A 13,506-nucleotide genomic window follows, 5' to 3' on the forward strand; every position below is an offset into this window, starting at 1 on the left:
GCACGTCTCCGGACGCCAAACCAACCGCGAGACCGGTGGACCGCCGTGACGGGCATCATACTGCGCTGCGCAATATCCTCAATCCGGTTGGTCGGAGGGGCCGGGTTGGCCTGAACGATTCGAAATCCAAACCGGCAGGCGACCCTGACGGGATGAAGCGGCGGCCGGACCGGTCATCGCGGTTACGGCGCGGCCGCCCGCCATCCTATCGCGCCATGCCAAAGAACTCGGCATTGGGACGCATGTTGGTCACATTCGCCATCCGGTTCGACAGGCCGAAGAAGGCCGAGATGGCGGCAATGTCCCAGATGTCTTCGTCGTCGAAACCGTGATCGCGCAAGACCTCCATGTCGGCGTCGCCCACCTCTTCGGCGTGACGGGACACTTTCACCGCGAAATCCAGCATCGCGCGCTGGCGCGGCGTGATATCCGCCTTGCGATAGTTGACCGCGACCTGATCGGCGATCAGCGGGTCCTTGGCGCGGATGCGCAGGATCGCGCCATGAGCGACGACGCAATACTGGCACTGGTTCAGGTTGCTGGTGGCGACCACGATCATCTCGCGCTCGGCCTTGGTGATCGGGCCCGGCTTGTCCATCAGCGCATCATGGTAGGCAAAGAAGGCCCGGAATTCGTCGGGGCGATGGGCCAGTGTCAGGAACACGTTGGGCACGAAGCCCGACTTTTCCTGAACTGCCTCGATACGCGCGCGGATGTCGTCGGGCAGATCGGCGAGATCGGGAACCGGAAAGCGGCTGATGGGTTGGTCGGACATCGGTCGTGGTCTCCTCGTCGGAATGATTGGGATCGGGCAACGCGCCCGTAGGATCAGATCATGGCTTCGATCAGGAACGGCCCCCTGCGTTTGCAGGCCGCCGCCAGAAGATCGTCGAATTGCTGCGGGGTTTCGGCACGGGCGGCCTCGACCCCCATGCCGTTGGCGATGCTGACCCAGTTCAGTGCCGGGTCGTCCAGATCCAGCATCCGGCGGGCATTTTCACCGGGTGCATTGGCACCGACATTCCGCAATTCGCCATGGAGGATCTGGTAGCGCCGGTTGGCAAAGATCACCGTGACCACGTCCAGCGCCTCGCGGGCCTGGGTCCACAGCGCCTGCACCGTGTACATGCCGCTGCCATCGGCCTGAAGCGACACGACCTTGCGATCGGGACAGGCAATGGCGGCACCGGTGGCCATCGGCATGCCGATGCCGATGGCTCCGCCGGTCAGTTGCAGGAAATCATGCGGCGCGGCGGCGTGGGTATAGCGGAAGGATTCGCGCCCCGACGAAACGCTTTCGTCACAGATCACGGCATTCTCGGGCAGGTGCCGCGCGGCGGCGACAAAGATCGCCTCGGGCGTCAGCGCCCCGGTTGGCAGGTCGAGCGGCGGGCCGGCGGGTTGATCCGGCAGCGTTGCACCATCGGCCCCCGTTTCCTGCGCCAGCGCGTCGATCGCGGCCGCCAGATCGTCGCCGTCCTGCGTCAGCGTCAGGACCTCGCAGCCCTCGGGCAGCAATCGGCCCGGTTTGCCGGGATAGGCAAAGAACGCAACCGGTTCGCGGGCGCCGATCAGGATGACATGCTCGGTGTCGGCAAATGTCGCCAGCGCCGGGTCGATCGGATAGGGAACGCGGTCGATATCGGGCCGCCCCCTGCCCCGCTGCATCCGCGCGTTCGACTGCTGGGCCATCAGCCGCGCGCCCGTTGCCGCCGCGATCCGCGCCAGCCGGTCCAGCGGCCCGGCCATCAGCGCCGCACCGGACACGATCAGGGTCACGTTGCGCCCGGATTTCAGCACCTGCGCCGCCGCGCGGATCCGCGCATCGTCCGGGACGGTCGGGGCGTCAGGTGCTACAGGCGCGGGAACGGGGGCCGAGGTTTCGTTCCACGCCGCGTCCGCGTGCAGGATCAGGGTCGAGACATGGCCGGGCCGCTGCCGCGCGGCGGCGACCGCCCGGGCGGTCTGCGCACCGACCTGGTCCGCCTGTTCGGCCCGCCCCAGCCATTGCGACACCGGCCGCGCCAGCGAATCGATATCCGAGGTCAGCGGCGCGTCCAGTGCGAGGTGATAGGTGGCGTGATCGCCCACCACGTTGACGATCGGCGAAGCCGCGCGGCGGGCATTGTGCAGGTTGGCGATGCCGTTGGCGAGCCCCGGCCCCAGGTGCAGCAGCGTCGCCGCCGGTTTCCCGGCCATGCGCGCATACCCGTCCGCGGCACCGGTGACCACGCCCTCGCTCAGCCCCAGCACGCAGCGCATCCGCGGCTGGCGGTCCAGCGCCGCGACAAAATGCATCTCGGAGGTGCCGGGATTGGCGAAACAGGTGTCTATGTCGTTGGCCAGCAGGGTTTCGCAGAGCAGGTCAGCGCCGTTCATGGTCGTCCTCGTCATCAGGTTGGAAGGTCGCGCAGCCGCGACGGGCATCGGGCAACAGGCGGGGCGGCCCGCCTGCGGTCAACGGTGATCTCAGCCGCCTTTCCCGCCGCCGGGAAACGCACCGGGAACCACATCGGGAACCGCGCCGGGAAACTCCGCCGGATCCACGCCCAGCGATTGCAGGATCTCGCGGCTATGCTCGGCAAAGCCCGGCGGCGCGCGCCGGTAGGAGGCGGGCGTGCGCGACAGCTTGATCGGGCTGCCCGTGCCGCGATAGGCGCCGATATCGACGACCATCTCGCGGTGCCGCGTATGGGCGTCATCGACCACCCGGTCGATGGGGCGCACCGCACCGCAGGGCACGCCGGCCTGGATCAGCTCATCGGCCAGCTCCGCGCAGTCATGGCCGCGCATCGCCCGTTCCAGTTCGGCCTTGAGCGCGTCGCGGTTCCGGTTGCGGTCGCTGTTGTCGGCAAACCGCGGATCCCCGGGCAGGTCGGGGCGACCGATCACCCGGCAGAGCGTGGCGAACTGGCGGTTGTTTCCCACCGCCAGGAACAGAGGCTCGGTCCGGGTGGCGAACGTGTCATAGGGAGAGATGTTCGGATGCGCGTTGCCGGATGGTTCGGCGACCTTGCCCGAGAGGTAGTAATTGGGCAGATGCGGGTGCAGCAGGGACATTCCGCAATCGTAGAGCGCGGTCTCGACGAACTGGCCCCTGCCGCTTTGTTCGCGCTCGGCCAGCGCCATCAGGATGCCGATCACGGCGTTCAGCCCGGTTGCCAGATCGACCACCGGCAGCCCGACCCGCAGCCCGTCGCCGCCCTTGTCGCCATTCACGCTCATGATGCCGCAACTGGCCTGGATCGCCGCATCATACCCGGGCAATCCGCCCATCGGACCATCGGCGCCGAACCCGGATACCCGGCAATGGATCAACCGCGGGAAACGGCGTTCGATCTCGGCATGCGACAGCCCCCATTTGTCCAGCGTGCCGGTCTTGAAATTCTCGATCAGCACATCCGCATCGTCGAGCAACCGCGACAGCAGTTCCTGCCCCGCCGGTTTCGACAGGTCCAGCGCCATGCCCCGCTTGTTGCGGTTCACGCCGAGGAAATAGCTGGCCGTGTCCTCCAGGAACGGCGGCCCCCAGCCGCGCGTTTCGTCGCCCGCGGGCGGTTCGACCTTGATGACATCGGCGCCGTGATCGGCCAGGATCTGGCCGGCATAGGGCCCGCCCAGCACACGGCTGGCGTCGATCACCCTGAGATGCGAAAGCGATCCGGTCGGTTCGGTCGGCTCGGTCATGGCGTGGGCTCCTCTTGTGCGCCTTCCTCGATCCCGGCCCGCAGCGTCGCGGCGAAACCGGGATAGGTTTCCTGCAATTCGTCCAGCACCCTGCCCCGGATCAGCGCCAGGGTCGAGCCATCCGGCGGCGTTGTCTCGGGCGGCGTGTCGTCATGTTCGAAAACAAAGCCGGTGGCCGCGGTGATCCCCGCCAGCGACTGGCCCCGGTGCAGGCTTTCGAGCCGGAAACCGGGCCGGTCGGCATCGAACGAGAACAGCCCCCGGCTGGTCAGCAGCGCATGGGGCCCGCCCTTGCGCCAGATCCCCGGCGCGCTGGTTCCCGGGGCGCTGACGAAATCGACCTTGTCGACCATCACCCGGGGCGTATGCTCTTCGCGGAACAGGATCACGCGGGGAATGGTAAAATACAGGTAGGCCGAGCCGAACGACCCCGGCCAGCGCACCTTGGTCTGCGGGTAATCGCCGACACCGACCAGGTTGACATTGCCCGCCCCGTCGATCTGCCCTCCGCCCAGGAAAAAGGCGTCGATCCGCCCCTGACCCGCGCAGTCGAACAGTTCGGCCGACCCGTTGGTAAAGAAGTTATGCGCGACCGACCCCAGGATCGAGATGCGCAGCGGCGGCGCGCCCGCCGCCTCGGCCTGCGCCCGGGCCAGCATGGCGCCGGCGGCGGGGATCGGCGACGCGGCGCCCACGGCCACATGGCGGGTGCCTTGCAGCAGGCGGGCGATGCAGGTGATCAGGGTCTCGCGGGCGGTGGCGGGCCGGGTCATGCCGACATCTCCGGCGTGGTTCCGGCCATGTAGGAGGCAAATCCCTCGGGCGTTCGGGCGGCGGCGGCGTAGCGGTGCATTTCACCCGTGTCGGGATCGTGTTCCCCCCACAACCCGTGCGGCCACGCCCCGCGTCTGGCCTCTGCCACATCCGTTACATAAAGCGCCGGCAATGTGCCCGCCGCTGTCGTTTCGTCGGCCATCAGGTCGGTTTCCACGATCCGTTCGACCGTCACCAGCGTGCTGCGCGCGGCATAGGCCATCGCCGCCAGTTCCCGCCGCCGCCCTATCCACACATTCCCCGCCCGGTCGGCCATGGGAGCGTGGAACACCGCGATATCGGGATGGATCGCCGGGATCAGCACGATCGGATCGCCGCCGCCTGCCAGCGGATTGTCGATCACGGTCCAGTCCGGGCGGCGGTCCAGCACGTCCGAGCCCAGCAACCCGCGGATCGGCATGAACGGCACCGCCTTCTGCGCCGCCAGCAGCCCGGCATGGATCGCCGGGCAGGTCGCGTCCAGAATGCGAATGTCGCCCGCGCGCACGGCCGCGTTGAACCTCGGCGCGCCGCCGGCCTCGCCAAGCGAGACCGCGCTGGTCTCGACGGTCGCCACCATCCCGGCGCCGATCAGCATGTCGACCTGCAGCCCGCCGGTGGGCACGCAGACCAGGTGCAGGTCTTTCGCCGTCCCTTGCGCGATCACCCGCCGCGTCAGGGCCATCGGCACCCCGCCGTAATCGACCGGCACCGCGACCCGCATGCCCGGCAGGATCTGCGCCGCCAGCTTGTCCAGATCATCCTGCATGATGCCCCCCTCGCTCGATACCCGGTGCCATGTCGGCCGACCGGTCCAGATTGCGCCAGCCCCGCGCAGTCACTATTGCGCGACGGGCTGGCCGGTCCCCGATACCCGGTGTCGGGTCCGCCGCGCAACGATCGCGGGAAGGGTCGCCAGCGCCACGCCGGCGCCGGTCACCCCGAGATGCAGCAGGCTGAAGGCGCCCCCTACGGGTGCCGCGATCAGCATCCCGCCGGCAAAGAGCAGCAGGCGCAGCACAGCGCCCGCGACACCCTGCGGCAACGGCCCGAAAAAGCTGACATAGCCCTGCAGCGCCGCCGAGATCAGCCAGATGCCGATCAGCGCGCCGAGGAACATAACGATCATCTCGGGCACGGTCCCTTCGCCGATCAGCGCCGGGTTGAGCACGAAGAAGAACGGCACGATATAGATCACCCCGCCCAGGCGCATGGCCTCGATCCCGGTGCGCATCGGCGCCGCGCCGGCCAGCGTCGCCGCCCCGAATGCGCCGATGGCGACCGGCGGCGTGATGAAACTGACCATGCCCCAATAGAGAATGAACAGGTGCACTGCCAGTTCGTTCAGCCCCGCCTGCACCAGCGTCGGTGCCAGCACCACGGCGAGAAAGATGTAGCAGGCCGTCACCGGCATCCCCATGCCGAAGACGAAACTGGTGATCGCCCCCATGACCAGCAGCACGAACAGGTTGTCGCCCGCGATGAAGATCAGCTCGGTCGCCAGCGGCCCGGTCAGCCCGGTTGCCTGGAAGGCGCCGACGATGATCCCGATCCCCAGGACGATGGCGGTCAGTTCGGCCAGGGTGCGCCCGACCGACACGATCATGTCGAGAAACGCATCGCGCGAAAACCGGTCCCTGCGCGACAGCTGGTTGATCACCAGCAGCAGCACGATGGCATAGAACGGCGCGGTGGTTTCCCACCGGAACGCGACCATCAGGAAGATCAGCACCGCAAACACCGCGATATACTGCCAGCCGCCACGCATGGTCTCGCCCAGCCGGGGCAGATCCTGGCGCGGCAGCCCTCGCAGGCCGTTGCGCGCGGCATAGGCGTCGATCTGCACGAACAGGCCGAAATAGTAGAGCAGCGACGGCACCGCCGCCGCCATCATGATCTCGACATACGGCCGCGACAGCCAGGCCGCCATGACAAAGGCGGTGGCCCCCATGATCGGCGGCATCAGCACGCCGCCGGTCGAGGCGCAGGCTTCGGTCGCGGCGGCATAGCGGGCCGAAAACCCGGTGCGCTTCATCGCCGGGATCGACACCGCGCCGGTGGTCAGCACGTTGGAGATCACCGACCCCGACATCGACCCCATGAAACCCGATGCGAATATCGCCACCTTGGCCGCCCCGCCGCGGAACTGGCCGACCAGCGCCAGCGCGAGGTTGTTGAAGAACTTGCCGCCGCCGGTGAATTGCAGGATCGCGCCGAAAAGGACGAAGCCGATGACGAGATTGCCAAACGCGTTCATCGGGATGCCGAAGGAGGCCTCGGACGAGATCATGAAATAGGGAACGAGATCGAGAAACGGGCTCTGGAACCCCGAGAGCGGGTCGGGCATCGACCCGGCGAAGGTGGGATAGAGCGAAAACACCCCGACGATCGCGAACAGCACCCAGCCCCCCGCGCGGCGCGTGGCCTCGAGGATCAGGCCGTAGAACAGGACCGAGAACCAGACCGCGGAGGGCGGGGCCGCGTATTCCCAGCCGCTGTCGAGGCTTTCATTCGCGGTCGCGGCGAAAAACGCGGCCACCACCAGCGACACCAGCGCAAGCAACCAGTCATACCACGGCGCCCGCGCCGACGCCTTGCCGTCGATCCGGAAACAGACGAAGGCAATCGAAAGGAACACCCCGGCCAGCAGGTAGAGATACTGCCCCTCGAGCATGGTGTAGTTGCCCAGCCGCAAGTTGAACAGCTGGTTCACCGACAGCAGGACCGCGCCCAGCGTCGCCGCGATCACATACCACCGCAGAACGCCGTCCAGGCGCAGATTGGCGGTCGTCAGTTCCGCATCGAGGACGGTGCTGCCCGTGCTGGCCGGGCTCGGCCCCGACGCACCGGCCCCGGCGCTTTGAACGGTCTCAGGCATTGGGAATGTTCCGATCTGAATTGGGTTTCGGGGGCTCGACGCCCCCGAAACGGTCCGGCGTATCAGTAGAAGACCTGAAAGCCTGCCGCCTGCAATGCCGCGCGGCGCCGTTCGGGCCAAACCGCGTCCCAGTCCGCCGGGTTTTCGGCCTGCTGTGCCGCCCAGGCGTCGCTCAGGACCTTCTGGCGTTCGATCAGGCGGGCGTTGTGGGCGTCATGCGCCTCGGTCCAGACACCGGCCTCGCGGAAATACCGGATCGCGCCGTCGTGATAGGGCACCACCCATTCCAGCGCCTGATGATCCAGCGACCAGCCATCGATACCCGGCGATGTGCCCTTGTAGGTGTCGTAGAGCTCGAACATCGCTTTGGTGACGCCATAGACCAGGTCCGCATCGCGATCGGCGAGCGTCATCAGGACCGGGAACGCATAGCCGGCGGTGCGCACCCCGTCGGTGCCGTCGATGGTGGCCCCGACCTTGGCCGTCATCGGGGCAAAGAACGGCGCGATTTCCTGCATCCGGGTCAGGCCCTCGGCGTTGTCCGGGTCGATCTCGGGCCAGAACAGCCCGCGCGGGCCGCTGGCGGCCTCATAGCCCTTGCCCGAGCTTGTCGAGGCGATGGCCGCATCGACGCTGCCATCGACCATGCCCTTCCAAGACGGGCCGAAGCCGCCGAATTCCACCAGTTCCACATCGTCGATCGTCAGCCCGGCATAGGCCAGGTAGGCCTGGGCGTTGACGTTCATCGACGGCGCCCCCTTCAGCCAGGCCACGCGCATGCCCTTGAGGTCGGCATAGGTAAAGCCTTCGCATCCGGGTTTGCCGACCTTCTCGCAGACCTCGGCCGCGACGCCCAGCGAGATGCCGACCGTCCCGCTGTTGTTCGAGGCCAGCGCGCGGATCGGCAGCGGACCCCAGGACTTCGCGCCGAACTGGTAGACGCCTTCCTGTGCCATGAAGGTGCCGCCGACGCCGTTCATCGAGAAATCGACCTTGCCCTGGCGCAGCGGCTCGGTCCGGGCGACATCGTTCTTGGCGGGCAGGATGCGCAGGTTGACGCCGCGCTTGTCCTGCAGAGCCGCGCCGATCGCCACCGACTGGTTGTAGCCCGACGACCCGGTGCCGTAGGACGTGATCGCCAGCTGGTTCGGCAGCGTGCCGTCGACCGCCAGCGCGGCGGTTCCCGCCAGACCGCTCAGGGCAAGCCCTGCGAATAGGTGTTTCATCGTTTCTCCTCCTCAGTAAACATGCGGCCCGGCCCGTCCGCAGCCCGGTATCAGGACGAAAACCGCCCCAGCCGTTCGTAGAGCTTGCGTTCCTCGACCATCATCGGATGGTTTTCGATTTCTTCCTGCGCCTCTTTCATCGCGGTCATGCCATTGGCCTGGACCTCGGTCCATTCCCGCGCGAAACTGCCATCGCGGATCCGTTCGACAATGGCGCGAAGCTGGTTCTTGTGCGCCTCCTCCTGCTCGGGCTTGCCGCGGGCATAGACGAGCTGGCCGTATTCGCTGGTCCGCGAATGCAGCTTGAGCTGCCCGAACAGGCCGTGATCGACATAATACTGGCCGATCTCGCGTACCTCGCCCGAGGCATACATCTCGAGCATCGCGGCCTCGGGGCTGCACCCGGCCTCGGTCAGCACTTCCAGCGCGCGGCGGATGGCGTGCAGCGACCCGAACTGTTCGTGGAACAGATCGACGATCGTTTCCTCCTCGAAACTCGATTCGATCACGCCCATCCTGGTGGATCCGATGGCCCGCGACAGGCCGAGCATCGTTTTCGCGGCGCTGCCGTCGGCATCCTGGTGAACCGCAACGAGGCTGGGGAACCCGGTGCCCGCGACAACCGTGTCGCGCACGCCCTGCCCCACCATGCGCGGTGCGATCATGATCACGTTCACGTCCGCACGCGGCTGGATGTATTTGAAATGGATGTTGTAGCCGCTGGCAAAGACGAGCGTGTTCCCGGCGCTCAACCCCGGCGCGAGGCTTTCCTCGTAGATCTGCGGCATCACCTCGTCGGGCACCAGGATGAAAAGCACATCGGCCTTTTCCGCGGCCTCGGCCAGCGGCAGGGTCTCGAACCCGTCGTCACGGGATTTCCGGGCCGAATCGTCGCTGCGGGACCCGACGATCACGTTCAGACCGGCATCACGCATGTTCAGCGCCTGGCTGCGCCCCTGGTTGCCATATCCGAAGATGCCGATGGTCTTTCCCTCAACCCAGGCGAGGTCCGCGTCCTTGTCGAAGTACCAGTTTGCCATTTCGTGATCGCCCTCATTTGAAATCTGATATTTCAGATTTCTTAGGGTTATCATGGCAACCGAGTCAAGCTAAACTTCACCCACCTGGCGATCGCCAGGCCCAGCACAGTTCGAGGCAAGGATGCAGAATTCACCGGCGATGAAGATCGACAGCAGTTCGATCCGGGATCAGGTCTATGAGAAACTTCTGGAGCTAATCCTCAGCGGCGCGCTGGCGCCGGGGGCGCGGCTGGACCTGACGCAAATGGCCACCGACATGGGTGTCAGCAAGACGCCGGTGAAAGAAGCGATCCAGCGGCTGATCGAAAACGGCATGATCGAGGTGAAACCGCGCAGCGGAACCTTTGTCAGCACCATCGACCCGGAACGAACGGTCCAGAATTTCTGGTTCCGGCTCGCGCTCGAAGTGGGCTGCGCGACCGAGATCGTCGCCAATGTCGGCACGGATGCCGTCCGGACCCTGCGCGCGCTCAACGCCGAAATGCGGCGGCTGAGCGACCAGGCCGATACCGAAGAGATGATCCGCGGCTTTCTTCCGCTCGACGCCCGGTTCCACAACACGATCATCGACCTGGCCGGAAATGCGGTGGTCTCGGACCGCTATCGCCAGACCGGCGTGCTGCTGCAAGTGATGCGCCTGAAGCGCCATCACGCGCGCGACCGCTATGCGCAGGTCGTCGGGGAACATGACGCCATCGTGGACGCGCTGGAACGGCGCGATATCGAGGCCCTGCGCGCGGCCTGCCGGGGCCATGTCGAAGCCGCCATCCAGCGCTTTGCCGCGCAATCGCCGCATCTGACCGAGTAACGGCCACCGCCACCCGGCGGCTGGCAGGCGGGGTGTCGCGGACGCTATCGCCGCTTGCGTTTCACGTTGCCGCCGCGCTGGCCCGGTCGCCCGGCGGTGGACCGCCCGCGCGCGCGCTTTGCCTCGTCGCCGGCCTTTTCCACCGCCCATTGCCGCGCCATCGGGTCGTCGGCCACCGCCAGGTCGACCGCTTCCAGCCGCTTGATCTCGTCGCGCAACCGGGCCGCCTCTTCGAATTCCAGGTTCTCCGCCGCCTTGCGCATGTCGGTGCGCATGCCATCCAGCACGGTTTCGAGATTGGCGCCATGCAGGGGTTTGTCCACCGTGGCGGTGACACGCGCCATGTCGGTATCGCCCTCGTAGAGCCCCGACAGCACGTCCTCGACATTCTTCCTGACCGTTTCGGGGGTGATGCCGTGTTCAGTGTTGTAGGCCATCTGCTTTTCGCGGCGGCGGTTGGTTTCGCCGAGCGCGCGTTCCATGCTGCCGGTCACCCGGTCGGCATACATGATCACCCGGCCGTCGGCGTTGCGCGCCGCGCGACCGATGGTCTGGATCAGCGAGGTTTCGGACCGCAGGAACCCTTCCTTGTCCGCGTCGAGGATCGCCACCAGCCCGCATTCGGGAATATCCAGCCCCTCGCGCAACAGGTTGATGCCCACCAGCACGTCGAAGGCCCCCAGCCGCAGGTCGCGCAGGATCTCGATCCGCTCCAGCGTGTCGATGTCGGAATGCATGTAGCGCACGCGGATACCCTGTTCGTGCAGATACTCGGTCAGGTCCTCGGCCATGCGCTTGGTCAGGGTGGTGACGAGCGTGCGATACCCCGCGGCGGTGACGCGGCGGACCTCGTCCAGCAGGTCGTCGACCTGGGTTTCGACCGGGCGGATCTCGACCTCGGGATCGAGCAGCCCCGTGGGCCGGATCACCTGTTCGGTGAACACGCCGCCGGACTGGTCCAGTTCCCAGTTCTGCGGCGTGGCCGACACGAATACCGATTGCGGCCGCATCGCGTCCCATTCCTCGAATTTCAGCGGCCGGTTGTCCATGCAGGAGGGCAGCCGGAATCCATGTTCGGCCAGCGTGAACTTGCGCCGGTAGTCGCCGCGATACATGCCGCCGATCTGCGGCACGCTGACATGGGATTCGTCGGCAAAGACGATGGCGTGATCGGGGATGAATTCGAACAGGGTCGGCGGCGGTTCGCCCGGCGCCCGGCCGGTCAGATAGCGCGAATAGTTCTCGATGCCGTTGCAGACGCCGGTCGCCTCCAGCATCTCGAGATCGAAATTGGTCCGCTGCTCCAGCCGCTGCGCCTCCAGCAGCCGGCCTTCGCCGACCAGCTGATCGAGCCGCTGCCGCAACTCCTTGCGAATACCGATGACCGCCTGCTGCATGGTCGGTTTCGGCGTGACGTAATGCGAATTGGCATAGACGCGGATCTGCTCGAACGTATCGGTCTTTTCGCCGGTGAGCGGGTCGAACTCGGTGATCGACTCGAGCTCTTCGCCGAAGAAGCTGAGCTTCCACGCGCGGTCTTCGAGATGGGCGGGAAAGATCTCCAGGCTGTCGCCGCGCACCCGGAAACTGCCGCGCTGGAAGGCCTGGTCGTTGCGGCGGTATTGCTGGGCCACCAGGTCCGCCATCACCTGCCGCTGGTCATAGGTCTTGCCGACCTTCAGGTCCTGCGTCATCGCGCCGTAGGTTTCGACCGATCCGATCCCATAGATACAGGACACCGATGCCACGATGATCACGTCATCGCGTTCCAGCAGCGCCCGCGTGGCCGAATGGCGCATCCGGTCGATCTGTTCGTTGATCTGGGATTCCTTTTCGATATAGGTGTCCGAGCGCGGCACATAGGCCTCGGGCTGGTAGTAATCGTAGTAGCTGACGAAATACTCGACGGCGTTGTCGGGAAAGAACCCCTTGAATTCCCCGTATAATTGCGCCGCCAGGGTCTTGTTGGGCGCGAGAATGATCGCCGGGCGCTGGGTTTCCTCGATCACCTTGGCCATGGTAAAGGTCTTGCCGGTGCCGGTGGCCCCCAGCAGCACCTGGTTGCGTTCCCCGTCCAGGACCGCGCGGCTGATCTCGTCGATCGCGGCGGGCTGGTCCCCGGCGGGCGCAAACTCGGTATGCATCACGAATCGCTTGCCGCCCTCGAGCTTTTCGCGCGGGGCGTCACCCGGCCCTATCGGTGTCGGCGCGGAGCGGTCGGTATGGGCATGGGGCATGGGGCGGGATTCCTTTCCTGTGCCGATCTTGGCCGGTTTCGGAGACAGTTCAACCCCGGCGCGCCGCGATGTCGGGCTTGGCAGAGCGCTCCGGCTGTGTCTAACCTGCCTGCGGCACTGAACTGTCGGGTGACAAGGCGCGTGGGCAAATTCAAGTTATCGCGAAACCGGACCTTTGCCGTGATCGGGCTGGGCAATTTCGGCGGCACGGTGGCCTCGGAACTGGTGCGGCTGGGCAATCATGTGATCGGGCTGGATGTCGACCGGGATCTGGTCGGCTCCTATGTTGAACGGCTGGATCAGGCGTTGATCGCGGATGCGCGGGACGACGCGGCCCTGCGCGAAGCGGGCATCGGCGATTGCTGCGCGGCGGTGGTCGCCATCGGCTCCGATGTGGAAAGCAGCGTCCTGGCGGCGATGAACCTGAAGCTGGTCGGCGTACCGCTGGTCTGGGCCAAGGCGACCAGCCGCACCCATCACCGCATTCTCAGCCGGCTGGGCGTCGATCGCGTCATCCACCCCGAGGAAGAGGTGGGCCAGCAGATCGCGCAGGTTCTGAACAACCCGATGGTGCGGGACTATGTCAGCCTCGGCAACGGATACCTGGTGGTGCATTTCCGCACCCCCGAGGCGCTGGAGGGCCGCCGGCTGTCCGAGCTGAACCATGCCAGCGCATTCAGCCTGCGCTGTCTCGCGGTGATGCGCGGATCGGAATTCGTGGGCAGCGACGACGCGGATTGCCAGCTCAACCCGGACGACCGCCTGGTCTTTCTCGGTCAGCGCAAGGACCTGCGCGACTTCGCCGCGTCGCTCTGAC

At 66.4% G+C, this 13,506-nt stretch carries 11 protein-coding genes; 2 read left to right on the forward strand and 9 right to left on the reverse strand.

Features of this window, described 5'->3' with window-relative positions; translation table 11 throughout:
- Positions 1–205 precede the first annotated feature (205 nt).
- The 8 genes from C6Y53_RS04915 to ilvC form a co-directional block, all read right to left on the reverse strand.
- The gene (locus C6Y53_RS04915; RefSeq protein ID WP_106471416.1) at positions 206–775 is read right to left on the reverse strand and encodes a peroxidase-related enzyme; all 570 of its coding nucleotides are present in this window, start codon (positions 773–775) and stop codon (positions 206–208) included.
- A 53-nt stretch (positions 776–828) separates the two neighbouring features.
- Entirely contained in the window at positions 829–2,379 is a 1,551-nt protein-coding gene (locus C6Y53_RS04920) for an acetolactate synthase large subunit (RefSeq protein ID WP_106471417.1), read from the reverse strand.
- A 90-nt stretch (positions 2,380–2,469) separates the two neighbouring features.
- On the reverse strand, positions 2,470–3,687 hold the full coding sequence (locus C6Y53_RS04925) for a CaiB/BaiF CoA transferase family protein (protein WP_106471418.1): 1,218 nt from the start codon (positions 3,685–3,687) through the stop codon (positions 2,470–2,472).
- Positions 3,684–4,460 carry a CoA transferase gene (locus tag C6Y53_RS04930; protein WP_106471419.1) on the reverse strand — a complete coding sequence of 259 codons (777 nt, stop codon included), beginning with the start codon at positions 4,458–4,460 and terminating at the stop codon, positions 3,684–3,686. The genes C6Y53_RS04925 and C6Y53_RS04930 overlap by 4 nt, the downstream gene beginning before the upstream one ends.
- Positions 4,457–5,269 (reverse strand): CoA transferase subunit A, encoded by an 813-nt coding sequence (locus C6Y53_RS04935; protein WP_106471420.1) that lies wholly within the window; start codon positions 5,267–5,269, stop codon positions 4,457–4,459. The genes C6Y53_RS04930 and C6Y53_RS04935 overlap by 4 nt, the downstream gene beginning before the upstream one ends.
- A 72-nt stretch (positions 5,270–5,341) precedes the next feature.
- Positions 5,342–7,378: a TRAP transporter permease gene (locus C6Y53_RS04940; RefSeq protein WP_106471421.1), complete on the reverse strand. Its 2,037-nt coding sequence runs from the start codon at positions 7,376–7,378 to the stop codon at positions 5,342–5,344.
- A 62-nt stretch (positions 7,379–7,440) separates the two neighbouring features.
- The gene (locus C6Y53_RS04945) at positions 7,441–8,604 is read right to left on the reverse strand and encodes a TAXI family TRAP transporter solute-binding subunit (RefSeq protein ID WP_106471422.1); all 1,164 of its coding nucleotides are present in this window, start codon (positions 8,602–8,604) and stop codon (positions 7,441–7,443) included.
- 50 nt (positions 8,605–8,654) lie between these two features.
- Complete coding sequence (gene ilvC / locus C6Y53_RS04950) at positions 8,655–9,644, reverse strand: ketol-acid reductoisomerase (protein WP_211299459.1); 990 nt, start codon at positions 9,642–9,644, stop codon at positions 8,655–8,657.
- A gap of 121 nt (positions 9,645–9,765) precedes the next feature.
- Between ilvC and C6Y53_RS04955 the strand changes: the two genes are divergently transcribed.
- Positions 9,766–10,452, forward strand: coding sequence for a GntR family transcriptional regulator (locus C6Y53_RS04955; protein ID WP_106471424.1), 687 nt, complete (start codon positions 9,766–9,768; stop codon positions 10,450–10,452).
- Between the two features lie 44 nt (positions 10,453–10,496).
- Here the strand turns inward: C6Y53_RS04955 and uvrB are convergent, their stop codons facing one another.
- Positions 10,497–12,689 (reverse strand): excinuclease ABC subunit UvrB, encoded by a 2,193-nt coding sequence (gene uvrB / locus C6Y53_RS04960; protein WP_106471425.1) that lies wholly within the window; start codon positions 12,687–12,689, stop codon positions 10,497–10,499.
- Between the two features lie 141 nt (positions 12,690–12,830).
- Between uvrB and C6Y53_RS04965 the strand changes: the two genes are divergently transcribed.
- Complete coding sequence (locus tag C6Y53_RS04965) at positions 12,831–13,505, forward strand: potassium channel family protein (protein ID WP_244614944.1); 675 nt, start codon at positions 12,831–12,833, stop codon at positions 13,503–13,505.
- Position 13,506 lies beyond the last annotated feature (1 nt).

Origin of the sequence: Pukyongiella litopenaei (genome assembly GCF_003008555.2) — a bacterium.
Classification (GTDB): Bacteria; Pseudomonadota; Alphaproteobacteria; order Rhodobacterales; family Rhodobacteraceae; genus Pukyongiella; species Pukyongiella litopenaei.

Excerpts from the sequence above, each read along its gene's own strand:
- C6Y53_RS04935 (WP_106471420.1), bottom strand. The coding sequence starts at position 5,269 with ATGCAGGATGATCTGGACAAGCTGGCGGCGCAGATCCTGCCGGGCATG.
- C6Y53_RS04945 (WP_106471422.1), bottom strand. The coding sequence starts at position 8,604 with ATGAAACACCTATTCGCAGGGCTTGCCCTGAGCGGTCTGGCGGGAACC.
- C6Y53_RS04930 (WP_106471419.1), bottom strand. The coding sequence starts at position 4,460 with ATGACCCGGCCCGCCACCGCCCGCGAGACCCTGATCACCTGCATCGCC.
- C6Y53_RS04920 (WP_106471417.1), bottom strand. The coding sequence starts at position 2,379 with ATGAACGGCGCTGACCTGCTCTGCGAAACCCTGCTGGCCAACGACATA.
- C6Y53_RS04955 (WP_106471424.1), top strand. The coding sequence starts at position 9,766 with ATGCAGAATTCACCGGCGATGAAGATCGACAGCAGTTCGATCCGGGAT.
- C6Y53_RS04915 (WP_106471416.1), bottom strand. The coding sequence starts at position 775 with ATGTCCGACCAACCCATCAGCCGCTTTCCGGTTCCCGATCTCGCCGAT.
- uvrB (WP_106471425.1), bottom strand. The coding sequence starts at position 12,689 with ATGCCCCATGCCCATACCGACCGCTCCGCGCCGACACCGATAGGGCCG.
- C6Y53_RS04940 (WP_106471421.1), bottom strand. The coding sequence starts at position 7,378 with ATGCCTGAGACCGTTCAAAGCGCCGGGGCCGGTGCGTCGGGGCCGAGC.
- ilvC (WP_211299459.1), bottom strand. The coding sequence starts at position 9,644 with ATGGCAAACTGGTACTTCGACAAGGACGCGGACCTCGCCTGGGTTGAG.
- C6Y53_RS04925 (WP_106471418.1), bottom strand. The coding sequence starts at position 3,687 with ATGACCGAGCCGACCGAACCGACCGGATCGCTTTCGCATCTCAGGGTG.